Below are 24,505 nucleotides of genomic sequence, written 5' to 3'. Positions count from 1 at the left end.
CGTTTTTTTGCGTGGTGGGCAGAGTATACCGATCAGCAGGTGTGCAGGTTGAACCAGAGCCAGAAGCCTTTCGGTGTCTTCGGCTGCCCCGTCTGACGATCAACGAAGTGCAGCGTCAGCCACCGGGACGAGCGGGAGTCGCTGTGGTTCCAGGTCTCTCCCTTGTCGTAGGTGATCCCGTCGAGCACGATGCCGCGATCCTCGACCGTGACGCTGATCATGGGGTTGTCGAAGCCATAGACAGCTGCCATCGAGACTTCGCCTTCGGTGCCGCGATCAATTTTGGTAAAGGCCTCCAGTCCCCGGGCACGCTCGCCTTCACACACATAACACTGGGCAGGTACACCGGTACGAGCTACATGTCCCTCTTCCAGTTCGGAACGACCGACCAGACCCGGTTGGGGATGGCCGGCGCCATCGCGTTCCAGATGCAGTGACTCATAACGCTTGTCTTCACCATCCACCATTTTCAGAAAGCGCAACGAGTTTTCAAAGACACCGCCGTTGCCGTTTTCGGGATAGTTATCGATGGTGATGTGGCCGCCATCGCCCCCGGCGCCCCCGGTCCTCAGCGTAAGATCCTGCGACCAGCCGCCGCCCTTGGCTCGGCCGGCGCGGATCACCATCGGATCAGAGCCAATCCAGTCGGCGCGGCTGGCACTCAGCCCGTCACAGGTCAGGTGCATGGCCTTGCCGACGCAGCTGACAATGCGCAGTGTGCCGCCGTCGGTGGTAACACCACCCATGCCGCCCCCGTTACGGCCTTCCTCTTCGAGCTCGAACACGTTCTGCCAGTTATGGGACACATGGTTGGCCGAGGCGAAGTTTTGCATCATCTGCTGGGATTCGGTCACCCGAACGCAGGGATAGCCATCCGGATAGCGGTCGCTGTCGTGACCGTTGTGTCCTTCCCACCAGTTGCCCTGGAAGTTGTTGTTGTAAAGATGCGACGCCAGCACGGCATCACCATCCATGGCCTCGAAGATGTTCTCGCGGATGTTGGAGCCGCGCAGCTGACCTGCGAATACCAGACCATTATGAGTGCTGTTGAATTCGCAGCCGGTGACATGCACGGTCGTGTTGAGGCCGCCCTCTTTGGTCTGGCGGATGCCGTAGCCGACCGATGTGAAGTTGCAGAACTCGAGACGGAAGTTTACCAGGATATTGCCCTGATGAATGGCCGTTCCCAGCGTTTCGAAATAGCAGTTCGAGACCCGGCTGTTGTAACCGTTGCTGTCGAGTACGCCACCCTTTTCGAGATTGACGAACGTCATGCCATCAAAGGTGGGCCCCTGGTTTTTGAACAGATAGTCGCCGTCGTTTTTCAGCCGGCCGGTGGTGATGTAGCTGATGTTTTTGGTGTCCTGACCGAAGCGCGTCTTGCCGGGCCCGAAGACATCACGATTATTGAGGTTGACGGTATTATCGATGCGAAAGATACCGCTCGGGATAATCAGCGCCGAAACGGAAGAATCATCGGCCATTTTCTGGAAAGCCTGGCTGGAATCACTCTTGCCGCTCGCATCAGCGCCATAATCGAGTACGGTTTTGTAATCGCTCATATCAATCTCCTGCTACTTCGTGAATGAGGTTTTACCGTACGAAAGAGTGTTGGGTTACCGTTAGCGGTGGCAGATGTAAGTAAAAAGGCTTACACGCGTCATTCTTTCGGGACCATTTTTCTCGATAAATTTGCCTGCCTCTCGAACAGTGCCACGGGAGAGGGGGTGCTTACCCGATGGGAGGCCCGGCGCCTCGGCTACCGTCAGTGGTTCGAGCAAGGGATATGTCGCATTGCTGTCGCAATATCGGGTGGCCAGCGCGTGGGAGAGGCGCAGTGAAAGGATTCGGGTGGGTGTTGGCACTGTGGCTGATGGCAGGCACGGCATCGGCCGAGTCAGCGCTGTATCGTCAGGTCGATGAGCAGGGCCGGGTTCACTGGAGTGATCTCCCCCAGGGGGAGCGTCATACGCTACCCACGCCCTCGGTGATCCACCTTGATGCGCCATCCGGCCAGCACGTTATCCGAACGCCGGTAAGCAGCTGCCAGCGGCTGACCCTGGTGTTGCCCGCGCCCGAACGTCCGATTGCGCTCGCTGAAGCGGCCAGCGGTATTGCCCTGCGCGTCGAGTGTTTACCATCACTGTCAGACCCGCTTCGCGTGCAGCTGCGTGTAGATGGCCAGCTCAGTCAGTCTCCCCTGCATACCACGGTTTTTCTATTGCCCGGACTTGCTCCCGGTAGACACCGCTTGCAAGCCGAGCTGGTAGATCGCGAGGGTCGGATACGCCGAAGCTCGCCTGTGCTATCGGTGCAGGTGGTTGAATCCCCCTCCGACGTTTGCACTTCAGAGTGTCAGCGTGCTTCACGTGATGCACAATAATGGTGCAGTGTTCGGTAGCCCACTGACTTGCCATGAACTGTCACGGTGAGCGTTAAGCCGTATTGTCGGTTCTGGTGCAGTATCGGATGGCGGATTGCACGAGACTGGCGCGCTTCTTGCACCAGCTCAGGCACTACCGGGAGAGATCACGATGACGGAACACGGCATGCATCAGCGGCTGCTGGAACATCTCACCACAGCGGTCGTGCTGCTCGATGAACAACTGCGGGTGCGCTGGCTCAATCCGGCAGCCGAGGCGCTGCTGGGGGTCAGCCTCACTCGGGCCGGCAATACCGTTCTGGAGTGTCTGGACGGAGAAGGGGGCCGCATCAGCGCCATGTTGCGGCAATCATTACGTGATCAGCACCCCTATACCCAGCGCGAGGCACTGCTGTTGCTGAACAGCGGAGAGAATATCACCGTGGATTACACGGCGACGCCGCTTTCTCCGCGTGAGCTGCTGCTGGAGTTCGAATCGCGTGATCGTCTGATGCGTATCTCCCGCGAGGAAACCCTGATTGCCCGCCAGGAGATGGTCAAGGTGCTGACCCGCGGACTGGCACACGAGGTCAAGAATCCGTTGGGTGGCATTCGCGGGGCGGCGCAGCTGCTTGAGCGCGATCTGCCTGATGAGAGTCTGACCGAATTTACCCGCATTATCGTGGAGGAGGCCGATCGCCTGCGTGATCTGGTCGACCGCATGCTGGGGCCCAATAAACCGGTTCAGCACGGGCCACTCAATATCCACGCGGTACTCGAACGGGTGCGGACCCTGCTGGAAGCCGAAACGCAGCGGGTCAGCCTGGCACGCGATTATGATCCCAGTTTGCCCGATATTACAGGCGATGAAGCCGCTCTGATTCAGGCAGTACTCAATGTGGCCCGCAACGCGGTACAGGCACTGGAAGAGAGCGCTACCACCGAGCCTGCCGTCATTTTGCGAACCCGAGCCCGGCGCCAGTTTACGCTGGGGGCCGAGCGCCATCGGCTGGTCTGCGAGGTATCCATCATCGATAACGGTCCCGGCATTCCCGAGGCACTTCGGGAATCCCTTTTCTATCCGATGATTTCGGGCCGAGCCGAGGGCAGTGGGCTGGGGCTGTCGATCTCCCAGTCGATCCTGCATCAGCACCAGGGGCTGATCGAGTGTGACAGTCAACCCGGGCATACCGAATTTCGCCTGCTGATCCCGCTGGATATTGCCGGCGAGAACAACACCAGGCCCGTGCATGGAGACCAGGCATGAGTGATACCGCACGCGTTTACATCGTCGATGATGACCGCGCCATTCGTTGGGTACTCGAACGCACGCTCGCGCAGCCTGATATCGAGGTGGCCTGCTTCGAGCGCGCCGATCAGGCCGAGATCGCCATGGATCGCCAGCCGCCGGACGTGCTGCTGACCGATATTCGCATGCCGGGGATTGATGGCCTGGATCTGATGGCCCGGACCCGGGAACGCCATCCGGACATGCCGGTCATCGTCATGACGGCACATTCCGATCTCGATAGCGCCGTGGCTTCCTATCAGGGGGGCGCCTTCGAATATTTACCCAAGCCCTTCGATGTCGATGATGCCCTGGCGCTGGTGCGTCGAGCGATCGCCCACGCCCGGGAGCGTCGAACGCCTGCGCGGGAGCCGGAAGGTATCGATACCGAGATCATCGGTGAAGCACCGGCAATGCAGGAGGTGTTTCGCGCCATTGGCCGGCTGTCGCAGTCCCATATCACGGTGATGATCAATGGCGAATCGGGCACCGGCAAGGAGCGGGTCGCCCAGGCCCTGCATCAGCACAGCCCCAGGGCTCGAGCGCCTTTCATCGCCCTGAACATGGCGGCCATTCCGCGCGATCTGATGGAATCCGAGCTGTTCGGTCATGAGAAGGGCGCCTTTACCGGGGCGACTTCGCAGCGTCGCGGACGCTTCGAACAAGCAGATGGTGGTACGCTCTTTCTCGACGAGATCGGTGACATGCCGGCCGAAACCCAGACCCGGCTGCTGCGGGTGCTGGCCGATGGTGAGTTCTATCGGGTGGGCGGCCACACTTCGGTGAAGGTTGATGTGCGGATCATTGCCGCCACGCACCAGAATCTTGAGCAGCTGGTGAGTGAAGGCCGCTTTCGCGAGGATTTGTATCACCGTCTCAACGTCATCCGCATTCATCTGCCGCGGCTGGCCGAGCGGCGCGAGGATATCCCGCGGCTGGCCCGTCACTTCCTGGCCGAAGCGGCGAAGGAGCTCTCTGCCGAACCCAAGCTTCTGACCGAGGAAGCCGAGGCGCACCTGGCCAGGCTCTCATGGCCGGGCAATGTGCGCCAGCTCGAAAATACCTGTCGCTGGCTGACGGTCATGGCCTCGGGGCGTGAAATTCTGGTCGACGATCTACCCCCCGAGCTGCGTGAAATCGGCAGTGCCGAGATGGCGGCCGGTGACTGGCGCGGTGCCTTCCGCGAATGGGCTGATCGTGCCCTGGCCGCAGGACATACCCACCTGCTCGAGGAAGCCGTGCCTGATTTCGAGCGCATTCTCATCGAAACGGCGCTCAAGCACACCGGGGGGCGCAAGGGGGAAGCCGCCGAGCTGCTGGGCTGGGGGCGCAATACCCTGACCCGCAAGCTCAAGGTGTTGTTGCCGGCTCTGGCCGATGGCAGTGATTAGCACCCGCATGGGCAGGCGAGAGATCTCCAGGAGGTGAGCGGGCTGACAATAGCGCGCTCACCCCGTCATGATTGGTACCCTTGAGCGCAAACGTTTAAAGTAACGCGCCATCATACCAGGGTCGTATTGACCGTTTTCGGCGGTTTCAGGAGTTCTCATGGCCACGCCTTCCCAGCACGATCTGCGCAAGGAATTTCGCGCGCTGCTCGATAACCGGCAGTGTTACTACACGGCTTCGACGTTTGACCCCATGTCGGCACGCATTGCCGCTGATCTCGGTTTCGAGGTCGGTATCCTGGGCGGGTCGGTGGCTTCGCTGCAGGTGCTCGCGGCCCCCGATTTTGCCCTGATCACGCTGAGTGAATTTACCGAGCAGGCCACCCGGATCGGCCGTGTCGCTCGGCTGCCGATCATTGCCGATGCCGACCATGGCTATGGCAATGCGCTCAACGTGATGCGTACCGTCTCCGAGCTGGAGCGGGCAGGTGTTGCCGCATTGACCATCGAGGATACGCTGCTGCCGGCCAAGTATGGCCACAAATCAACCGATCTGATTCCGCTCGAGGAAGGGGTCGGCAAGATTCAGGCCGCACTGGAGGCCCGTATCGATCCGGCCATGGCGATCTTTGCCCGGACCAACGCCGGCCGTCTTGGCATCGAGGACACCATTGCCCGTGCCGTCGCCTACCAGGACGCGGGGGCCGATGGCATCTGCATGGTGGGTATCCGCGATTTCGATCACCTGGAAGAAGTGGCCCGGCATCTGAGTGTACCCATCATGCTGGTTGCCTATGACAATCCCGAGCTGCGCGATCGGGCGCGGCTGGCCGAGGCCGGTGTGCGGGTTGTCGTCAACGGACACGCGGCCTATTTCGCGGCCATCAAGGCCACCTACGACTGTCTGCGTGAGCAGCGCGATATTGCGGCCGGCGAGCTGGATGCTTCCGAGCTTTCCACCCGCTACTCTACGCTCGAGGAAAATCGTGAGTGGGCGCGTCGCTATATGGATGTGCGTGAATAACCCCTTTTGCGTTTGAGTCCAAAAGAGGTAACGGCAACGGGATGGATGCATGACGCGAATGCAATGGCAACAGCTGCTGGACCCGACGCGGCTCAATGACAAGCCCTCCGGCAGTGAGCGCGAGATTGGCCGCAGTCCCTTTCACAAGGATTTCGACCGCATCGTGTTCGCGGGTTCGTTTCGTCGTCTGGGACGCAAGACCCAGGTCCATCCGCTGACCGAAAACGATCATATCCACACCCGGTTGACACACTCGCTGGAGGTCGGCTGTGTCGGGCGCAGTCTGGGCATGATCGTCGGGGAACAGTTGGCCGATCATCTGCCGAGCTGGATTGCCCCGGCGGATATGGGCGTTATCGTGCAGGCGGCCTGCCTGGGGCACGATATCGGTAACCCGCCTTTCGGCCACGCTGGCGAGTACGCGATTCGCGACTGGTTTACCAGTGCTGTTCACAATGGCAGTGGGCTGCTCGACGATCTCGACGAGATCGAGCGGGCCGATTTGCTCACCTATGAAGGCAACGCCCAGGGGTTCCGGACGGTCACCCAGATCGAGTACAACCAGTTTCGCGGTGGCATGCGGCTGACCATGCCGACCCTGGGCGCGATGCTGAAGTACCCCTGGACCGTGGAGAGCGCCAGTCAGTCCGGCAAGTTCGGTGCTTATCAGTCGGAAAAGCGCATGCTCGCAGAGGTGGCCGACAGCCTGGGGCTGTTGCGAACCGGCGACTGGTCCTGGTGTCGGCATCCGCTGGCGTGGCTGGTCGAGGCTGCCGACGATATCTGCTATGCGCTGCTGGATCTCGAGGACGGGCTGGAGATGGGCATCCTGCGCTATCAGGAGGTTGCCGATATCCTGACACATATTGCCGGTGCCCCGCCCGAAGGCTACGAACGCATGGAGCGCGAAGGCGTTTCTCAGCGTCGGCGGATTGCCGCCCTGCGTGGGGCGGCGATGGAGCGCGCGGTCAACGAAGTCGCCGACGCCTTTGTCGAGCATGAGCAGGAGCTGCTGCACGGGCGGCTCGAGGATGATCTGCTGGATCTCTGCCATCCCGATCTCGGCTGGGGGGTCAGTGAGGCCAAGAAGACTGCCCGCGAGCGCATCTTTCGCAATGCCCGCAAGGCCAAGATGGAAATTGGCGCACATACCACCCTCGGGCTACTGCTGGAGACCTTCATCGGGGCAGCGCACGAACTGCACCATACCGGCCAGTCGAGCTACAAGCATCAGCGTGTGCTGATGCTGATTGGCGAGAACACGCCGCTGGCTCAATGGCCGCTCTATGACAGCTACCGCCGCATGCTCGATTTCATTGGTGGCATGACCGACCACTATGCGGTTGATCTCGCCCAGGAGATGGGTGGGCGGTTACGGGGGGAATGATGGCGCCATCATTCGGGTGAGCGTGCTCGTGAACATCGCTCCAGCCAGCGTTGCATGGCGCCGCCCAGCTCGCGACTGGCGTTCGCGATGCCCTGATTGCCGAAGAGCCGGTTGAATTCGAGCAGTACGGGTACCCCCTCGACCATCGCGATATCGAAGCCGGCATGATCGATATCCAGCCGTTTGGCCACATCAAGCGCCATGTCGATGGCGGCCTGCGGTATCTCATCGAAGACGATATCACCCCCCTGAGAGACATTGGCCCGATAGCCGCCGAGGGGGGTAATTCGCCAATAGGCGGTGAGTACTTCATCCCCCACGATCACAATGCGCAGGTCACGGTCGATCGGTAGTCGTGGCTGCACATAAAGGGTCTCGTGCGCTTCGGCAAAGCGTTCCAGTTCTTCGCGATTCCAGAGCAGATGTACACCGTGGCCCTGGGCGCTGCGGATCTCCTTGACGATCAGCGGGTAATCGAAGGCCTGCTCGATCACGTCGATACCGGCACGTGTGGCGGGCTGGATCTCGGTGGGAGGCATGGCATCGGGAAAGACTGCCCGAATGACCCGGGTCTGTTCGACCTTGTTGTGTCCCAGATAGTAGGTGGCCGGCGAGGGAAAGGTCCGTTTGTGCAGACCGAACAGCAATGTATTGATCTGCCAGTAGCTCGGGAACAGCAGCCAGTCGGCCGAGCGGATTTCTTCCAGATGATCGTACATGCGCTCGGGTTTGATATAGCGCACGCCGGCCACGCCCAGGGTACGAAAAGCGTCGAAGGTAATCAGTTTCATAACGCGACTGTATGTCCGGATCATTCGGGTCGGGTGGGGTACATCCTGCATCAATTGTTTGACACCAATCTCATCGGGCCATGATAGCCCGCTCCCATGGCATTAACCCAATGAGGCGTCATGAGCGTCTTCTGACAAGCTGATGAAAGCGATCTCGTGGTTCAGGCATGGACCGCAGCGCCTGTGCCATAGGTGGTATAGACCTTGGCACAAGCGACCAAGGTACAGCTTGTGGGGCCGTTTGCCGGTTGTTACTGATGTTCTGTCAACAATTAAAACAGGCGCTGGATGCAGCCGGAGGTCTCATGAAAGTGTTCTCCTGGGTGAATATCGTGGCCCTGACCGGGCTGGTGGCCGTTCAGGCACAGGCGGCGGATCTCACCATTTCCTGTGGGGCGGTGGGCGCCGAACTTCAGCTGTGCAAGGAAGGGGTTGCGATCTGGGAAAAACAGACCGGGCATACGGTCAATGTGATTTCGACACCGAACTCCTCCACCGAGCGCCTGTCGCTCTATCAGCAGATCCTCAATGCACAGTCCAGTGATATTGATGTCATGCAGATCGATGTGGTCTGGCCGGGCATGCTGGCATCGCATCTGGCCGATCTGCACCAGTATCTGCCCGAGGATGCAACACAGGGTCAGTTCAAGGCATTGATCGATAACAACACCATTGATGGTCGGCTGGTGGCGATGCCGTGGTTTACCGATGCCGGCGTGCTTTATTACCGCAAGGATCTGCTGGAGCAGTATGACAAGCCGGTGCCAGAGACCTGGCAGCAGTTGACGGATACTGCCACAACCATTCAGCAGGGAGAGCGCAAGGCCGGGCATGACCGGATGTGGGGGTATGTCTTCCAGGGCCGGGCCTATGAGGGGCTGACCTGTAATGCGCTGGAGTGGATCGACAGCTATCCGAACGGTGGCACCATCGTCAATTCGCAGGGCGATATCACCATCGACAATCCCGATGCGGCAGAGGCTCTGAAGCTGGCATCGAGCTGGATTGGCACCATCTCACCGCGCGGCGTGCTCAATTACACCGAAGAGGAAGCGCGCGGGGTCTTCCAGTCCGGCGATGCTGTCTTTATGCGCAACTGGCCCTATGCATGGGCGCTGGCGCAGAGCGATCAGAGTGACATCAAGGACAAGGTGGGTGTCGCAATACTGCCGAAGGGGGGAGAAAACGGACAGCATGTGGCCACGCTCGGGGGCTGGAACCTGGCGGTCTCGAAATACAGTCAGCATCCGCAATTGGCCGCGGAACTGGTCGCCTATCTGACCGGGCCCAAAGAACAGAAGCGACGCGCCATTGAAGCTTCCTACAACCCGACCATCGAGTCGCTTTACAAGGACCAGCAGGTGCTTGCTGCCGTGCCCTTCTTCGGCACGCTCTACAAGACCTTCACGTCCGGTGTGCCCCGCCCCTCTGCCGTGACCGGCGATAATTACAGCCGAGTCTCGAATGCCTTTTTCAATACCGTGCATAGCGTACTGGCGGGAAGCGTCGAGCCCGAGCAGGGGCTGTCGAATCTGGAAGGCGAGCTCAAGCGTATCAAGCGGCGCCACTGGTAAGTACAGGGGGTGGTCATGTCGACTCGCAATACACTGCCACCCGGTACAGCAGAGCCACAGTCTGCCGTGGCTCACGCTCAAGGCCAGGTCGAACGGGAGGATGAGCCCGAGAGGCGTGAACGTGGTACCCGTGTGCGCCGACAGCGGGTTCGGGCGGCCTGGCTGTTTCTGACGCCGATGCTGGTGGGTCTGGCACTGGTCGCCGGCTGGCCGCTGATGCGCACTTTCTGGTTCAGCTTTACCGACGCCGATCTCGGCAGCATGAGCGGGGCGCATTTCATCGGCTTCGAGAACTACCTCGTTCATGACGACAGCGGTTGGTATGGCCTGCTGGCAGATCCTCTATGGTGGCAGGCCGTATGGAACACGGTGTACTTCACGATCGTCTCGGTCAGTCTGGAAACCGTGCTCGGCATTATCGTGGCACTGGTGCTCAATGCCCGTTTCCCGGGCAGAACGCTGGTGCGGGCCGCCATGCTGATCCCCTGGGCCATTCCCACGATCGTGTCGGCGAAGATGTGGGCGTGGATGCTCAATGACCAGTTCGGCATCATCAACCACCTGCTGATGACGCTGGGCGTGATTGATACACCACTGGCATGGACGGCAGATGCGAATCTGTCGATGTGGGCAGTGATCATGGTGGATGTCTGGAAGGCCACGCCCTTTGTCGCGTTGCTGGTGCTGGCAGCGCTGCAGATGCTGCCCTCGGATTGTTATGAAGCCGCGAAAGTGGATGGTGTCCATCCGGTACGGGTGTTCTTTCGGGTGACGCTGCCCCTGATCATGCCGGCGCTGCTGGTGGCGATCATCTTCCGGGCACTCGATGCACTGCGCGTATTCGATGTCATTTATGTGCTGACCTCGAATTCCGCCAATACCATGACCATGTCGGTCTATGCCCGTCAGCAGCTGGTGGAATTTCAGGACGTGGGGTATGGCAGCGCGGCATCGACGCTGCTGTTTCTGATCATTGCCCTGATCACTGTCATCTATCTCTACCTTGGCCGCCGTCAGCTGGGAGGTGGGTCATGACGCTGCGTCGCTTCAAACAGGTGCTGCTCGGGATCGGGTTCTGGCTGTTGGTCGCGGTACTGATGCTCTATGCCGTCTTCCCCTTTTATTATGCCGTGATTACCTCGCTCAAGCCGTCAAGTGAACTCTTTCGGGTCGACTACTGGCTGAGCAGTCTGGATTTTTCCAACTATGCCAGCGTGCTGTCGCAAGGATCATTTGTTGCGAGTATCTGGAACTCGATTGTGGTGGCCGTCAGCGTGGTGGCGATCGCTCTGCTGCTGGGGCTGACGGCGGCCTACGCTCTCGGTCGGGTTCGTTTTCGCGGGCGTGCCACGGTGCTGATGATCGTGCTTGGCGTTTCGATGTTTCCGCAGGTGGCCGTGCTCTCCGGGCTGTTCGAAGTCATTCGGACACTCAATCTCTATAACTCTCCGGGTGGGCTGATCCTCAGCTATATCATTTTTACCCTGCCATTTACGGTATGGATTCTCACCACCTTCATGCGTCAGCTCCCCGATGAACTCGAAGAGGCCGCCATCGTGGATGGTGCCACGCCCTGGGTCACCCTGACCCGAGTCTTCATGCCGCTGATGTGGCCGGCCATGGCAACGACCGGTCTACTGGCCTTTATTGCAGCCTGGAACGAGTTTCTGTTTGCGCTGACCTTCACCCTGACTGACTCCCAGCGCACCGTGCCGGTGGCCATTGCCCTGATTTCGGGAGGGAGTCAGTACGAACTGCCCTGGGGGCCGATCATGGCCGCTTCGGTCATTGTCACCGTGCCGCTGGTGATTCTGGTGCTGATCTTCCAGCGCCGTATCGTGTCAGGCCTGACGGCTGGCGCGGTCAAGGGCTGACCGGGTTTTCTCTTTTCGGACTTCCTGCCTCGGGAGGCGACATGGCGAATGTCACACTGGAACGGATCAGCAAGCGCTTTGGCAGTACCCGGGTGATCGAGGACGTTTCACTGGCCATCAACGATGGTGAGTTCGTGGTGTTTGTCGGCCCTTCCGGCTGTGGCAAATCCACGCTGCTGAGACTGATCGCCGGTCTGGAATCGATTACCCGAGGGACCCTTAGTATCGGGGAGCAGCAGGTCAATCAGCTCACCCCCCGTGAACGCGGTATCGGTATGGTGTTCCAGTCCTATGCGCTCTACCCGCACATGACGGTCTACCAGAACATGGCCTTTGGTCTGAAGCTGGACAAGACCTCCCGACAGACCGTGGACGAACGGGTGCGCCAGACAGCTGCCACGCTACAACTCGAAGCGTTGCTGGATCGACGTCCGAAAGCCCTTTCCGGGGGGCAGCGCCAGCGGGTCGCCATAGGACGCGCCATGGCGCGCGAGCCGCGTATCCTGCTGTTTGACGAGCCGCTTTCCAATCTGGATGCAGCGCTGCGGGTGCAGATGCGCAATGAGATTGCCCGGCTTCATGCTCGCCTGGGATCGACCATGATTTATGTCACCCATGACCAGATCGAGGCGATGACCCTGGCTGACAGGATCGTGGTGCTCAATGCCGGGCGGGTCGAGCAGGTGGGTACCCCTCGTGAACTCTATGAGCAGCCGGCATCGCATTTCGTGGCCGGGTTCATCGGGTCACCGAAGATGAACTTCCTCGACGCCACACTGATCGAGACCCATGATGAAGGGTGCCAGGTACATCTGGACGGTATCGGCAAGCTGACGCTGAGACAGCAGGCGCATTCCCGAAGTGCCGGTGAGACGCTCACGCTGGGGATTCGTCCGGAGCACCTGCGTCCGTGTCCTGCCGAGGATAGCCACGGCTTTACCGTGACCAATGTGGAGTATCTGGGCAACGAGGTCTATCTCTATCTTGAGGGTGGCAACAGCGGCACGCTGGTGTGTCGGGTCGAGGCGCCTTCCGCGCTGGCGCGCGGTGATCGGGTGGCGCTGAAGCCGGAAACCGAACACGTTCATCTGTTCGATCGCGAGGGGCACGCATTGCCGATCACCCGTACGCAGGCTGCTGCCTGATACGGCAGGCTGTCACGATCGCTCATGGTCCAATACCAATGACTCCGGGAGTAGAACATGACGCAGCAGGCTTGGTGGCGCAGTGCGGTCATCTATCAGATCTATCCACGCAGCTTCATGGACGGCAACGGCGATGGCCTGGGGGACCTGCCGGGCATTGTCGATCGTCTGCCGTACCTGGCTCGGCTGGGCGTTGACGCCATCTGGTTGTCACCGTTCTATCGATCCCCACAGGCAGATGCCGGCTACGACGTGGCGGATTATCGTGATGTCGACCCGCTGTTCGGTCAGCTGGCCGATTTCGATGCCATGCTGAAGCAGGCTCATGCCCTGGACATGCGGATCATAGTCGATCTGGTGCCCAACCATACCTCGGATGAGCACGCCTGGTTCCGGGCGGCGCTGGCTGCCCCCGAAGGTAGTCCGGAGCGGGCACGCTACATGTTCCGGGAGGGGCAGGGGGAGCATGGTGAGCTGCCGCCCAACAACTGGCAGAGCGTCTTTGGCGGCGCGGCCTGGACCCGGGTGCCGGGTGAGCGACAGTGGTATCTGCACCTTTTTGACAGCAAGCAGCCCGATCTGGACTGGCGCAATCCGGAAGTGCGCGACGAGTTCGATGATGTCCTGCGTTTCTGGCTCGATCGCGGGGTTGATGGCTTCCGGGTTGATGTTGCACATGGCCTGATCAAGCAGCCCGGTCTACCCGACTGGGATGGCAGCCAGGCGATGGTGGAAGGCGGCAGTATGGGGCCGATGTGGGATCAGGACGAAGTCCACGATATCTATCGTCGCTGGCATCAGATTCTCGAGGAGTACGACGGTGACCGCATGATGGTCGCCGAGGCCTGGGTCAGACCACAGGCGCGGTTGGCGCACTATATCCGTCGTAACGAGATGCAGCAGGCCTTCAACTTCGACTATCTGCTGGCGCGCTGGGATGCCGGGGAATTACGCGAAGTGATCGATGACTCGCTGGCCCAGACCCATGCGGTGGGCGCGCCGACCACATGGGTCATGTCCAATCATGATGGTGTGCGTCATGCCTCACGGCTGGGGCTGTCGCAGCCTGGTGCCCGACCGCATGGTATCGATGCCCATGGTGAACAGCCTGATGAGGCGCTGGGACTGCGCCGTGCCCGAGCGGCCATCATGCTGACGCTGGCACTGCCCGGTTCTGTCTATCTCTATCAGGGCGAGGAGCTTGGCCTGCCGGATCACACCACCATGGCGGCCGAATACCGTCAGGATCCGACCTATCGCCGCACCGGTGGCCGCGAGATCGGGCGTGATGGCTGTCGTGTTCCATTGCCCTGGCAGGCGGATGCGCCAGCGTATGGGTTCGGCTGTGAGGGCATGCCCTGGCTGCCGCAGCCGGAGACTTTCCACCGCTATGCGGTGGATGTCCAGGAGGCGGACGATACGTCCACCCTGACACTCTATCGTCAGCTGCTGGCGCTGCGCCGTGAACATGATCTGGGAGAAGGCCAGCTCGAGTGGCTGGAGAGTCCGAGCGAGACCGCGCTGATGCTGCGCAATGGCAGGCTGACGGCCCTTATCAATCTCGGCAGTGAGCCTGTTGCCCTGCCTTCATCAGCCGGCAGTGTGCTGGCCTGCAGCCTGCCCGGTCCGCTGCCGGTCGATACGCTCTCCGGTAATGCCGCAGTCTGGCTGGTCGACTGATGCCACTGTAGCGGCCGCCACGTCAGTGACGTGGTGGCCGCGAGTCGTGAACGATCAGGGCGTGGCTGTTTTGAGCTGCTTCGCCAACCAGGCACGTGTGCCGGTCTGTCCGGCACTTTCGGCACGATCGGCCAGTTGCATGGCCAGTTCGATATCACCTGCCTTGAGCGCCGCTCGAATCATGCGGCGGTAATCCAGCGCCTGTTGTGCCGGTGCGTTCTGTTGTGATGGTGCGGCCGCGGAGGACGAGCGCATCCCGGTGCTGCCGGCAGTGGCTGTCGGGGCTGCCGAGCGGGGCCGGGTATCGTTGAGTGGCGTAGGCACAGCGTCACCGGTCAGTGGCGCCAGCAAACCGTTACGCTCGGCTGCGTTGGACACCTCGAGCGTCATCTTGCCGGTCGCCGTATGTGCGGCTACCGGATCGGGTAGCGCGGGTTCAGCCAAACCGCGAACGCGGGCATAGACCTTTTCCGGGTTTTCATACGTGGTCGTGGCGGCGCGATCGCTGTCACTGGTGTAGAGCACCACATAGGCAGCATCAGGCCCGGGCATGACGCTGAAACTCCCGGTCAGCCGGGAGTCGCGGAACCCATTGGGGCCCTGATAGGTCAGCTGGTCGCTCCCCACCCGCTCTACCGGCTGGAAGTTGTTGTCGAGCAACAACAGGGAAGGCGCAAACACCTGCTGCTGATCGATCGGACTGGTGACTTGCAGCACCAGCGGCTGGCGGCTGTCCGGCAGGGCAAAGGCGTGAAAGAAGCTCTTGCCGTCGCTGAACTGATGCGCTGGCGTATCGGCGTTGAACGTCAGCGTGCGACTCTGACCGCTCTGGAGTGACTGATAGGGCAGTCCGGCCAGAGTGCTGCAACAGTCACTGGTTTGACTCAGCAGTGCCTGGCCGCCCCGGCTCATCTGTGCTGACGAGGCAGTCTGAGCGGACATCGATGAGCAACCGGCCAGGCCAATCACCAGCGTAGTGGTCAACAGGGTAAGCGGGGTTCGTTTCATGAAGCTGTATCCCGATACGGAAAAGGGCCCCGAAGCACAACCTCGGGGCCAAAGACATGAACAGTAGACTATAAGTGAATCACCGGCGTTGCTTAGCCACCGAACCAGACTTCCATCTGGGCACCGAAGGTCAGGCCATCGCCATCATCGAAGTCGACGTTGTTGGGCCCGGCCGAGGTATCCAGTGAGTTGGCTCCTGCGGCTCCAGTGTCGGGGTTACGCTCGGTATAGGCGTCGCCGTTCCACTTGGCATAGGTGGCGAACAGACGGATGGTCGGCCGCACCATGGCGCCGCGACCGGCAGACCACTGCTGGGCAATGGTCAGTTTGGTCACATGATGGTTGTTATCATTGTAACCGACATTGCTCTGCGGGTTGATGTGGTCATAGCCCAGCTCGACGGCCGTGCTCATGATATCGGTCCAGTAGTAGACCGGGCGAACGCCGGCGGAGAACCACTTGCGGCCGGTGTTGTCATCCAGATCCTTGTCTTCGTAGATGACGGCGTAGAGCATATCGAGCTTGTTGGGGATCAGCCAGGTATGGCCGTGATCGAGGATGCGCCACATATCGCCATCCTGAGAGACCGATCCGCCGGCAGCCCGGCCCACGGCATTGCCATCGCTGGTGATGATGCCATCGGTGGCATACTGCAGGGCAATGATATTGTTGCCACCGAACCAGTTGGCCTGGGTGTGTTCGACGGTGGCCATCCAGCCCTTGTCGCCATCGTCGTAATCGATGTTGTTATCGTCGTAGAAATCCTTCTGCCAGTTGGCAATGGAAGACCGACCGTAATCGATACCCAATTGCAGGGTGCCATCCGGGTTGACCGGGATATCCGTCCAGCGGACATCAATGGTGTCGTCGGAAAGGCGTTCGTTGGCATCCGGGAAGTTTTCAGTATCGCTGCTGCTGCTTCGTACCCAGGCGAAACTGAGTTTACCGGTACCGACATCGATATCCGCCAGACCGACACCGGGGCCGGAGAGATCCCAGTAGTAGAAGTCATTCATGTGGATGTCGTGACGCTTGTAGAAGCGTTTGCCCGCCCAGAGCTCGGCGCCCGGCAGGCCATCAATGGCATTGGTGCCGGTCACATACATCTCGCGCAGGGCGATATCATTGCCGTCATTATAAAGTGATTCAGAGTCATTGCCCTGATCAGTGACATAAGCCACTCGGCTGGAAAATCCGAAGGTGGTGTCCTGCTGCTGATAGAGCTGAGCGCCCAGTCCGATTTCCGCATAGGTCTCGCACTCGTTGCCGAGACGATACTTGGCCGGGGCGCCGGCGGCCTTGAAACAGGTCTGACTACCGCCGCCGGCAGTCGAACCGATACCGGAACGCGCATAACCGAAGAAATCCGGATTGATGGCAGCATGTGCCAGCGTTGGTGCCAGACAGGTGGCCCCCAGCAAACCCAGCATCAATGGCCGGTGAAAGGCGTGGCAGTTTCTGATTTTCATGTGTTGATCCCTTGATTTTTACAGGTTGTTGTCAGGCCAGAAGGGCGTTCCGGTAGTTAAGCAATCAGCTCTGAAATATTCGTTGGTTGTGTGTTTGTCTTGTTATTGGTCGATGCCTTCTTTTCCATAAAAAGCCTTTTTTATTTGAAAGTGGGGCATCGAAAAATGGTCGAAGTCCTCTGCAACAGGACAGGCAAAAGCCACCGCCTGATGTGTCATCATGACGGTGGTATGGCCGAATTTGCACAAAACGATATATCGATACTCTGCAGTTTCAGTACCGGAGTGGCATCGTTCAGGCAGAAGGTTCCAAGGGCGCCAAACCGGTATTCGGAGACGTTTTCAGCGGTAGCCGTCATGCATGAAGTATTATTGTTGATGCGCATTCCGGCTCGGGTACGGTTGCAGATTGTCCCCATTGCGCTGGCTCCGTTGGTATCGTTATGAATGCTTGTATTCCCTTGTGCTGCCATCTTTGTGGAACATGAGATATTTGTCACTTTGACAATGGTATATGATGACCAAAGTCGAATTCCGTGTATCGAAAAGGTGGTGTTGAGCGTGTGGATCTCAGACTGAATGCCTGATAGAGAATGCTCGGTCCGGATGCCGAAATTGTGCTGAATGCATCATGTGATCGGCATGACATGACAGGCTCTGCTCTGCCGCAAAGGCTGGAAGAGGCCGGGAGAGATTGACGATGAGAATGGCATCAGGGGTATGGCGATTCATCGGCGTGGTACTTGCTGCCCTGTTGGCCATGAAAGCGGCTACAGCGCAGCCGCCGCTGACCCCGGTGCGTTTTGCCGATTTCGATCATTACACTCTGGCGCTGAGCTGGCATCCCGGGTTCTGTCAGACCGAAGGGCGGGGCCGGTCAGAGTGTGGTGCGGCCCGCCCCGGTGCCCAGCTGGTACTGCATGGGCTTTGGCCCTCGCTACCTGACCAGCTGCAACACCAGGGGGTGACGCAGAGCGAGTGGTGGCAGACGGGCTGTTATCATTTCAGTGGTGAACCACAGGGTGGCTTTTGTCGCCTGACACCGCTGGTACTGGACGATACCCTGCAGAACCAGCTCGATCAGGCCATGCCCGGTACGGCAAGCTGTCTGGAGCGTCATGAATACACCAAACATGCCGTCTGTTTCGGTGTTTCGGCACAAACATATTTCGATACGGCGCTTCGTCTGTATCGGCAGTTCAATGACAGTGACTGGAGTGACTTCGTACGTTTGCGTGCAGGCACCATGGTGGCGCGTGAGACCCTGCTGGAGCGCTTTCGAGCCACCTTTCATGTTAAAAACAGTCGCGCACTGAGATTGACCTGCGAGCGCCGGGATAATGTGGCATGGCTGACCGGTATCGCTGTCGGCATTCATCGTCAGGCGCTGGAAGATTTTCCACAGCCGCATTCGCTGGCACCGCTCGAGCCGGGCAACTGTCCGGGGCGGCTACTGATCACTGACGCCTCCCGCCGGGGGCTAAAATGACCGATAGGGTGGCGTTCAGGGACGCAGGTCGTGGCGCAGGCGCTCGCGCAGGAGGCGATCAATCCGCCGGTACTGTTCGATGGAAATGTTCTCGGCTCTGGCCTCTGTAATCAGCTTCGCCAGCCCGGTTTCATTGACGACGCTGACATCCCCCATCCTGTCGTCATGTTCGATCTGCCAGCCCGGCAACACCAGTACGGCGTACACCGGAATGGTATCGCTGGCATGGCGATTGATCTGTGCGGCCAGCCATCGTTCGGCGCGACGCGCTTCACGCAGGGGGCGACGTTCCTCATTATGCGGAAACAGCAAACGCTCCCCGCTGACCCTGACCGGGCTCTCTGCCGTGGTATAGGGCGGACGCTGACGTCCCTTGGTCGTGATCGCGAAGATGGCCTGATGGGTCAGCACTACATGACCGATACTGAAACCATCGCCGGGAATGTCATGCAGCAGATCGATGACACGCTGCTCTTCCAGTGAGGCCTGATGGCAGACCTCGTTGAGCGTATGGTGTACGCCCAGAGCACAGGAGAGGCTCAGGCGCAGATGCGTGATGTGGTAGTGCAGGCGCATCAGCAATCCGCAGGCGATCATGACCGCGAGCGTGCACAACAGGCCATAGAGGCTCCATTCGACCCAGTCCTGGCGTGGCGCAAACAGCATGCGGCCCATGCCATACACCAGGGGCAGCATGACCATGATGGGCCCCAGGGCACCGACCAGAAATAACCGGGTCTGGGCGATATCGAGTCGGTCGCGGACGTTCTGGCCGGGTTCGCGCAGTGGCTTGTGATCGATCGGAGAGATCAGCCGGCGGGTAAACAGATGGCGCAGAGCAATGACCACGAGTGCGGTGGCGCAGGGCGGGGCGAGAAAGATCAGGGGCAGCAGGTATTCAAGCCAGGCCATGGGCAGGTTCCACGGAAGTGAGAGCTGACAGGGACTCATGGTAACGGTAGTCGCTCGCGGGGACTACGTCCGATCGACCAGGAGAGCAGCAGTGTCATGAGTTTGCAGGTAACCGGCAACCACGAAGTGTCACCTTGTGACGATGTTCTCGCAGAGCTGGCCGACAGGGTGCAGGGCCGGCGGCTGTGTGTACTGACCGGCGCCGGTATCAGCACCGATAGCGGTATTCCCGATTATCGTGATGAAAGCGGGGCCTGGAAGCGCCCTCAACCCATGACCCATCAGACCTATATGGCCAGCGAGTGGTCACGCCGTCGCTACTGGGCGCGCAGTCTGGTGGGATATCGGCTACTGGCCGGAGCAGTGCCGGGGACGGCACATCGTGATCTTGCCGAGCTTGAGCGGCGCGGTCATCTGGCAGGCATCATTACCCAGAATGTCGATCGGCTGCATCAGAAGGCCGGCACTCGACAGGTCATTGATCTGCACGGACGTGCCGATCTGGTGCGCTGCATGCAGTGCAATCTGCTGCTCAAGCGTAATGCGTTGCATGAACACCTCGCCACGCTCAATCCCGACTGGGTCGGGATGGAGGCCGAAGTGGCGCCCGATGGCGATGCCGATCTCGAGGAGGTGGATTTTTCCAGCTTTCGGCTGGCAGAGTGCCCCCGCTGCAGCAGCGGTATTCTCAAGCCTGATGTGGTGTTCTTCGGCGATAACGTGTCACGTCCGCGCCTCGACCGAGCCATGGGCATGCTCGCGCGAGCCGATGCACTGCTGGTGATCGGTTCATCGCTGATGGTGTTCTCGGGCTATCGCTTCGCCCGTCATGCAGCACGACAAGCCATGCCGATCTTCTGCTTCAATCGCGGTCGTACCCGGGCCGATGAGCTTTTCACCTTCAAGCATGACCGGATCGATGTGGGGCTGGCGACCCTGCTTGCGGTCATGCCCCCGAGTGATTGACCGGGACCATGGGAATGTCTCGCACCTGGCCGGACTGATCATTCGTGGGCAGGGAGACAGGGTGCTCGTTGAGATAGCGCACCTGACCGTTGACGCGAATGGTGGCATCCAGCATGTACTGGTGATCGGTCTGGTGAATATCGCTGGCGTAGCGAAGCTGATAATCGATCGGAAAGCGGCCGGGTGAGGGCAGCTCGGTCGTGGCCAGCGTGGCATGAGCGTTACCGACCTCGATCAGGCGCACTTCAACCGTGGCGGATGCCGGCAGGGTGGTCGCGGTATCGGTGGTCAGCTGTCCCGAGACCGTCTGCAGTTGTTGACTGCTGCCAAACAGGCTGCATCCGCTCATTGTCATGGCGATGAAGAGCAGCGCCAGCCGGTTGCCGATATGTCGTCGATGCATGCTCAACCACCCGCCAGTTTTACAGTGTAGCCGCGCCGCTCGAGCTCCGATTTGAGGGTGTCGCGATGATCCCCCTGAATTTCCAGCACCCCGTCCTTGAGCGCGCCACCACTACCGCAGCGTTTCTTCAACGCCTGCAACAGGGGCTTGAGTTCCGCTTCACGCAGCGGTAAGCCCTGGATGACAGTGACCCCCTTGCCCTTGCGACCCGACTTTTCACGTCGGATACGCACAATGCCATCCAGCTGCGCCAGCCGGTCGTCTTCGGCATCGTGCGTATCGGACGACTGCTTGCGCAGATCACCCTGCTCGGTGGAATACACCTGGCGGCTCAGTTGATCACGCAGTGAGGACATGCTGACTCTCCGGAGTGTGGCGCCATGGAAAAATGGATGGCAAGTGTCAGGGAGCGTTTTGTCCGGGACGACACCATAGCCTGAATAGAACGTATTACCACAGGGTATTCGATCCTTGCGCCCGGGGGGAATGGGGCAACATGAGAGCCAGTCGATCACCGGAGACGGCAGCAGAACTGTTTTGCCAGTGATCATCGTTACACGAATACCAAATACCATTCAGGGGAATCGTCTGACATGCTTCGTTTTGCTTCGACGGCGCTGACCGGGGCGCTGCTGCTCTCTACCGGCTTGAACGCTCAGGCGGCTGATCACTGGTCGGTCGGTGCGCAGGCCGGTACGACCGGTTTTGGCGGTAGTGTCAGCTGGCGTTTCAGTGACTACTTTGCACTGACCGCCGGCTATAGCGGCTTCAATTATGACAGCCTCGATTACAACAATCGTGACGTCGACTATGACGGCGAGATCGATTCCGATATTTATAGTCTCAAGCTGGATTACTTCCCCTGGGCCGGAGGATTCTTCCTGTCTGCCGGTGCAGTGCGCCCGGATGTTCAGCTGAAGGCAACGGGTCATTATGAAGGTGCACCGGACTCGTTCCAGTATGGTGGCAATACCTACAGCACCGATGATCTGGCGCGTCTTGATGGTCGAGCGAAGCTGTCCGACAGCGTGGAACCCTACCTGGGACTGGGCTGGCGCAACAGCATGAAATCCGGACTGGGTTTCTATGCCGAGGCCGGCGCTTTCTGGATCGATCCTGATGTCTCCATTACGCCACGTGGCAGCGCGACCTCCAACCCGGCCGTTCGGGAAGAGCTGCGTCGCGAAGCGGATCGCCAGGAAGATGACATCCGGGATGATCTGAACAAGTATCATGTTTACCCGGTGGCCGTAATCGGTATCGAATATACCTTCTGAAGGCGCGTGATTGCCTGATGCCCTCCCAGAGCGCCCGGTCCCGGGCGCTCGTATTGTTTAATGCCCCTCCTTTTCTTTCATTAATAAAAAACGATTTTTAAAAAGCACTATTTCTATAAGTGCATTTTCTTGAACACTCATTAAAATAAAGAGACGATAGTGGCGGCAGCTATTGATGCAGCATCGCTCAACCGGTTTTTCAGGGAGACCGCTTCCCGAGGATGCCCCATGCATTGGACCTGCCTGTCGAGGATCGCATCTTCGGCGATCCAATCGTTTTCATTTCACTTCTTGAACCATCAGGAACCCCATGAGCGCACAAACCGACAATGACACCGCATCGCGGGATCGGCTCAATCCGGTGGTCTTTTATGGCTCGGTGATCGGTATTGTCGTCTTCTCGCTGTGGACGATGATCGATACCGAGCGGGCCAACGCCGTCATTAATGCCATTCTGGGCTGGATATCCCATACCTTTGGCTGGTATTACTTCCTCACGGTTGTGATCTATCTCGCCTTCGTGTTGTTTATCGGTCTCTCCCGCTTCGGCAAGATTCGGCTGGGGCCGGAACACGCGCGTCCCGATTTCAATATCTTCTCCTGGTCGGCGATGCTGTTTTCTGCCGGTATCGGTATCGGCGTCATTTTCTTTGCACTGGCCGAACCGCTGACCCAGTTCTACAACGCCCCCGATGCGCCCGATGATCAGGTTGCGGCGGCACGTCATGCCATGCAGCTGACCTTCATGCACTGGGGGCTCTCAGGCTGGGGGATCTACACGCTGGTGGGTATGTCGCTGGCTTTCTTCAGCTATCGGCACAACCTGCCGCTGACCATCAGTAGTGCGCTGTATCCCATCTTCGGCAAGCGTATTTATGGCCCCATCGGTCATGCAGTGGATATCGCTGCAGTACTGGGCACCGTATTCGGTATAGCGGCCAGCCTGGGGATCGGCGTGATCCAGCTCAACTATGGGCTGAACTTCATGTTCGGCATTACCGAGAGTGCCTGGACACAGACCATTCTGGTGCTGATGATCGTGGTCTTTGCCACCATTTCTGCCGTAACCGGGGTGGAAAAGGGCATTCGCCGTCTCTCCGAGTTCAATATTCTGCTGGCAGTCGCCCTGCTGCTGTTCGTGCTGTTTGCCGGCAAGACGATCTTTCTGCTCAATGCGCTGGTCATGAACGTTGGCGATTATCTGGCCGGCTTCGTCTCCATGTCGTTTGATACCTATGCCTTTGACCCGCCCACCAGCTGGCTCAACGCCTGGACACTGTTCTTCTGGGCATGGTGGATTGCCTGGGGGCCGTTCGTGGGACTTTTCCTGGCGCGCATCTCCAGGGGCCGCACCATTCGTACCTTCGTCGCCGGGACGCTGACATTGCCGATCGCCTTCATGATGATCTGGATGTCGCTTTTGGGTAACAGTGCCATCGACATGGCCATGAACGGTGCGACCGATTTCGGTCAGCAGGTCATGAATACGCCGCCGGCCGGTATCTACCTGTTCCTGCAGGAGTATCCGTTCCCGGTGCTGACCACCATCGCGGTGAGTATCCTGGCGATCGTGTTCTTCGTCACCTCGGGTGACTCGGGGGCGCTGGTACTGTCGAACTTCACCTCGATTCTGAAGGACGTCAACAGTGATGCGCCGATCTGGATGCGTATCCTGTGGTCAGGGGTGATCGGCGTACTGACTCTGGCGCTGTTGCTTGCCGGGGGGCTTTCCGCGCTACAGAGTGCGGTGGTAATCACCGGCTTGCCCTTCTCGATTGTGCTGTTCTTCATGATCGCGGGGCTCTACAAGGCGCTCAAGGTCGAGGCCTTCAAGGAGGACAGCCACCGTCTCAGTCTGGCCGGGCATCTCTCCGGGCGCACCGGTGGGGGTGGTGAGCGTGGCAGTAACCGCAGCTGGCAGCAGCGTCTCAAGCGCGCCATGAGTTTCCCCGATCTCAAGCAGTCAAAACGCTTTCTCGAGGAGACCGTACGGCCGGCGATGGAATCGGTCAGTCAGGAGATCGAGGCGCAGGGCGTTCAGGTCGATATCAATCAGGGCGTGCAAAACGATGATCACTATCTCTCCCTGAACGTCCAAATGGATGAGGAGCAGAACTTCACTTATCAGGTCTGGACCTGTCGCTACGCGACGCCGTCGTTCGCCATGCGTACCCCGCATGCGTCATCGCAGTACTATCGCCTTGAAGTGCATCTGCTCGAGGGCAGTCAGGGGTATGATCTGATGGGGTATAGCCGTGAGCAGGTGATCGAGGACATTCTCGATCAGTACGAGCGGCACCTGCACTTCCTGCATCTTAACCGGCAGGAGCCCGGCAGCATCAACATGCCGGATAGCCCTGAGCAGCCCCCTGCCTGAGACACTTGAGCAGCCAACGTTGCTGAAACAGAAACCCCGGTCGCAATACGCGACCGGGGTTTTTCAATGCGGGATGACACCACAGGTGTTG

Annotated in this window: 21 protein-coding genes; 14 read left to right on the top strand and 7 right to left on the bottom strand. The window is 59.5% G+C overall.

What is annotated here, in order from left to right; translation table 11 throughout:
- Positions 1–32: 32 nt before the first annotated feature.
- Positions 33–1,562, bottom strand: coding sequence for a hypothetical protein (locus tag FY550_RS15440; protein ID WP_070979716.1), 1,530 nt, complete (start codon positions 1,560–1,562; stop codon positions 33–35).
- A 275-nt stretch (positions 1,563–1,837) separates the two neighbouring features.
- Between FY550_RS15440 and FY550_RS15435 the strand changes: the two genes are divergently transcribed.
- The 5 genes from FY550_RS15435 to FY550_RS15415 all read left to right on the top strand — a co-directional run bounded on the left by FY550_RS15435 (position 1,838) and on the right by FY550_RS15415 (position 7,449).
- A complete protein-coding gene (locus FY550_RS15435) occupies positions 1,838–2,383 on the top strand; it encodes a DUF4124 domain-containing protein (RefSeq protein ID WP_168169337.1) in 546 nt (181 codons plus the stop codon).
- Between the two features lie 166 nt (positions 2,384–2,549).
- The gene (gene glnL, locus FY550_RS15430) at positions 2,550–3,629 is read left to right on the top strand and encodes a nitrogen regulation protein NR(II) (protein WP_149054719.1); all 1,080 of its coding nucleotides are present in this window, start codon (positions 2,550–2,552) and stop codon (positions 3,627–3,629) included.
- Positions 3,626–5,041 carry a nitrogen regulation protein NR(I) gene (gene glnG, locus FY550_RS15425; RefSeq protein ID WP_070979711.1) on the top strand — a complete coding sequence of 472 codons (1,416 nt, stop codon included), beginning with the start codon at positions 3,626–3,628 and terminating at the stop codon, positions 5,039–5,041. The genes glnL and glnG overlap by 4 nt, the downstream gene beginning before the upstream one ends.
- 157 nt (positions 5,042–5,198) lie before the next feature.
- Entirely contained in the window at positions 5,199–6,062 is an 864-nt protein-coding gene (locus tag FY550_RS15420; protein ID WP_070979709.1) for an isocitrate lyase/PEP mutase family protein, read from the top strand.
- Positions 6,063–6,111: 49 nt separating this feature from the next.
- Positions 6,112–7,449 (top strand): deoxyguanosinetriphosphate triphosphohydrolase, encoded by a 1,338-nt coding sequence (locus tag FY550_RS15415; RefSeq protein ID WP_070979706.1) that lies wholly within the window; start codon positions 6,112–6,114, stop codon positions 7,447–7,449.
- 8 nt (positions 7,450–7,457) lie between these two features.
- Here the strand turns inward: FY550_RS15415 and FY550_RS15410 are convergent, their stop codons facing one another.
- Positions 7,458–8,240, bottom strand: a complete 783-nt coding sequence (locus FY550_RS15410; protein WP_070979703.1) for an ATP-grasp domain-containing protein — start codon at positions 8,238–8,240, stop codon at positions 7,458–7,460.
- A gap of 305 nt (positions 8,241–8,545) precedes the next feature.
- Here FY550_RS15410 and FY550_RS15405 point away from each other — a divergent pair, with 305 nt between their 5' ends.
- Genes FY550_RS15405 through FY550_RS15385 form a run of 5 tightly spaced genes read left to right on the top strand, consistent with a single transcriptional unit; the run spans position 8,546 to position 14,513 of the window.
- Complete coding sequence (locus FY550_RS15405) at positions 8,546–9,814, top strand: ABC transporter substrate-binding protein (protein ID WP_070979701.1); 1,269 nt, start codon at positions 8,546–8,548, stop codon at positions 9,812–9,814.
- Between the two features lie 15 nt (positions 9,815–9,829).
- Positions 9,830–10,849, top strand: a complete 1,020-nt coding sequence (locus FY550_RS15400; protein WP_084388184.1) for a carbohydrate ABC transporter permease — start codon at positions 9,830–9,832, stop codon at positions 10,847–10,849.
- Complete coding sequence (locus FY550_RS15395; protein ID WP_070979698.1) at positions 10,846–11,688, top strand: carbohydrate ABC transporter permease; 843 nt, start codon at positions 10,846–10,848, stop codon at positions 11,686–11,688. The genes FY550_RS15400 and FY550_RS15395 overlap by 4 nt, the downstream gene beginning before the upstream one ends.
- 41 nt (positions 11,689–11,729) lie before the next feature.
- A complete protein-coding gene (locus tag FY550_RS15390; protein ID WP_070979696.1) occupies positions 11,730–12,833 on the top strand; it encodes an ABC transporter ATP-binding protein in 1,104 nt (367 codons plus the stop codon).
- Between the two features lie 57 nt (positions 12,834–12,890).
- A complete protein-coding gene (locus FY550_RS15385) occupies positions 12,891–14,513 on the top strand; it encodes a glycoside hydrolase family 13 protein (protein ID WP_070979694.1) in 1,623 nt (540 codons plus the stop codon).
- A 54-nt stretch (positions 14,514–14,567) separates the two neighbouring features.
- On the opposite strand, the gene FY550_RS15380 is transcribed toward FY550_RS15385, so the two are convergent.
- Together FY550_RS15380 and FY550_RS15375 are read right to left on the bottom strand one after the other, a co-directional pair.
- On the bottom strand, positions 14,568–15,521 hold the full coding sequence (locus FY550_RS15380) for a MalM family protein (RefSeq protein ID WP_070979692.1): 954 nt from the start codon (positions 15,519–15,521) through the stop codon (positions 14,568–14,570).
- 92 nt (positions 15,522–15,613) lie between these two features.
- Positions 15,614–16,990: a maltoporin gene (locus tag FY550_RS15375; protein ID WP_084388183.1), complete on the bottom strand. Its 1,377-nt coding sequence runs from the start codon at positions 16,988–16,990 to the stop codon at positions 15,614–15,616.
- Positions 16,991–17,690: 700 nt separating this feature from the next.
- Here FY550_RS15375 and FY550_RS15370 point away from each other — a divergent pair.
- Complete coding sequence (locus tag FY550_RS15370; RefSeq protein WP_084388182.1) at positions 17,691–18,479, top strand: ribonuclease T2 family protein; 789 nt, start codon at positions 17,691–17,693, stop codon at positions 18,477–18,479.
- 15 nt (positions 18,480–18,494) lie between these two features.
- On the opposite strand, the gene FY550_RS15365 is transcribed toward FY550_RS15370, so the two are convergent.
- Positions 18,495–19,391, bottom strand: a complete 897-nt coding sequence (locus FY550_RS15365) for an NERD domain-containing protein (RefSeq protein ID WP_149054647.1) — start codon at positions 19,389–19,391, stop codon at positions 18,495–18,497.
- A 96-nt stretch (positions 19,392–19,487) separates the two neighbouring features.
- On the opposite strand from FY550_RS15365, the gene FY550_RS15360 reads away from it, so the two are divergent.
- Entirely contained in the window at positions 19,488–20,357 is an 870-nt protein-coding gene (locus tag FY550_RS15360) for an NAD-dependent protein deacetylase (protein WP_070979687.1), read from the top strand.
- Here the strand turns inward: FY550_RS15360 and FY550_RS15355 are convergent.
- Together FY550_RS15355 and yciH are read right to left on the bottom strand one after the other, a co-directional pair.
- Positions 20,338–20,760, bottom strand: a complete 423-nt coding sequence (locus tag FY550_RS15355; protein ID WP_070979685.1) for a YbaY family lipoprotein — start codon at positions 20,758–20,760, stop codon at positions 20,338–20,340. The genes FY550_RS15360 and FY550_RS15355 overlap by 20 nt on opposite strands.
- A gap of 2 nt (positions 20,761–20,762) precedes the next feature.
- Positions 20,763–21,116, bottom strand: a complete 354-nt coding sequence (gene yciH, locus FY550_RS15350; RefSeq protein ID WP_070979683.1) for a stress response translation initiation inhibitor YciH — start codon at positions 21,114–21,116, stop codon at positions 20,763–20,765.
- 237 nt (positions 21,117–21,353) lie between these two features.
- On the opposite strand from yciH, the gene FY550_RS15345 reads away from it, so the two are divergent.
- Together FY550_RS15345 and betT are read left to right on the top strand one after the other, a co-directional pair.
- Positions 21,354–22,037, top strand: coding sequence for a hypothetical protein (locus FY550_RS15345; RefSeq protein WP_149054646.1), 684 nt, complete (start codon positions 21,354–21,356; stop codon positions 22,035–22,037).
- A 310-nt stretch (positions 22,038–22,347) separates the two neighbouring features.
- The gene (betT, locus tag FY550_RS15340; protein WP_149054645.1) at positions 22,348–24,414 is read left to right on the top strand and encodes a choline BCCT transporter BetT; all 2,067 of its coding nucleotides are present in this window, start codon (positions 22,348–22,350) and stop codon (positions 24,412–24,414) included.
- Positions 24,415–24,505: the final 91 nt, after the last annotated feature.

Origin of the sequence: Kushneria phosphatilytica, assembly GCF_008247605.1 — a bacterium.
Classification (GTDB): domain Bacteria; phylum Pseudomonadota; class Gammaproteobacteria; order Pseudomonadales; family Halomonadaceae; genus Kushneria; species Kushneria phosphatilytica.
This window is presented reverse-complemented; position numbering and strand designations above follow the sequence as displayed.

Excerpts from the sequence above, each read along its gene's own strand:
- FY550_RS15410 (WP_070979703.1), bottom strand. The coding sequence starts at position 8,240 with ATGAAACTGATTACCTTCGACGCTTTTCGTACCCTGGGCGTGGCCGGC.
- FY550_RS15400 (WP_084388184.1), top strand. The coding sequence starts at position 9,830 with ATGTCGACTCGCAATACACTGCCACCCGGTACAGCAGAGCCACAGTCT.
- FY550_RS15405 (WP_070979701.1), top strand. The coding sequence starts at position 8,546 with ATGAAAGTGTTCTCCTGGGTGAATATCGTGGCCCTGACCGGGCTGGTG.
- glnG (WP_070979711.1), top strand. The coding sequence starts at position 3,626 with ATGAGTGATACCGCACGCGTTTACATCGTCGATGATGACCGCGCCATT.
- FY550_RS15345 (WP_149054646.1), top strand. The coding sequence starts at position 21,354 with ATGCTTCGTTTTGCTTCGACGGCGCTGACCGGGGCGCTGCTGCTCTCT.
- FY550_RS15385 (WP_070979694.1), top strand. The coding sequence starts at position 12,891 with ATGACGCAGCAGGCTTGGTGGCGCAGTGCGGTCATCTATCAGATCTAT.
- FY550_RS15415 (WP_070979706.1), top strand. The coding sequence starts at position 6,112 with ATGACGCGAATGCAATGGCAACAGCTGCTGGACCCGACGCGGCTCAAT.
- FY550_RS15390 (WP_070979696.1), top strand. The coding sequence starts at position 11,730 with ATGGCGAATGTCACACTGGAACGGATCAGCAAGCGCTTTGGCAGTACC.
- yciH (WP_070979683.1), bottom strand. The coding sequence starts at position 21,116 with ATGTCCTCACTGCGTGATCAACTGAGCCGCCAGGTGTATTCCACCGAG.
- FY550_RS15355 (WP_070979685.1), bottom strand. The coding sequence starts at position 20,760 with ATGCATCGACGACATATCGGCAACCGGCTGGCGCTGCTCTTCATCGCC.
- FY550_RS15380 (WP_070979692.1), bottom strand. The coding sequence starts at position 15,521 with ATGAAACGAACCCCGCTTACCCTGTTGACCACTACGCTGGTGATTGGC.
- FY550_RS15365 (WP_149054647.1), bottom strand. The coding sequence starts at position 19,391 with ATGGCCTGGCTTGAATACCTGCTGCCCCTGATCTTTCTCGCCCCGCCC.
- FY550_RS15375 (WP_084388183.1), bottom strand. The coding sequence starts at position 16,990 with ATGAAAATCAGAAACTGCCACGCCTTTCACCGGCCATTGATGCTGGGT.
- FY550_RS15370 (WP_084388182.1), top strand. The coding sequence starts at position 17,691 with ATGAGAATGGCATCAGGGGTATGGCGATTCATCGGCGTGGTACTTGCT.
- FY550_RS15395 (WP_070979698.1), top strand. The coding sequence starts at position 10,846 with ATGACGCTGCGTCGCTTCAAACAGGTGCTGCTCGGGATCGGGTTCTGG.
- FY550_RS15360 (WP_070979687.1), top strand. The coding sequence starts at position 19,488 with ATGAGTTTGCAGGTAACCGGCAACCACGAAGTGTCACCTTGTGACGAT.
- betT (WP_149054645.1), top strand. The coding sequence starts at position 22,348 with ATGAGCGCACAAACCGACAATGACACCGCATCGCGGGATCGGCTCAAT.
- glnL (WP_149054719.1), top strand. The coding sequence starts at position 2,550 with ATGCATCAGCGGCTGCTGGAACATCTCACCACAGCGGTCGTGCTGCTC.
- FY550_RS15420 (WP_070979709.1), top strand. The coding sequence starts at position 5,199 with ATGGCCACGCCTTCCCAGCACGATCTGCGCAAGGAATTTCGCGCGCTG.
- FY550_RS15440 (WP_070979716.1), bottom strand. The coding sequence starts at position 1,562 with ATGAGCGATTACAAAACCGTACTCGATTATGGCGCTGATGCGAGCGGC.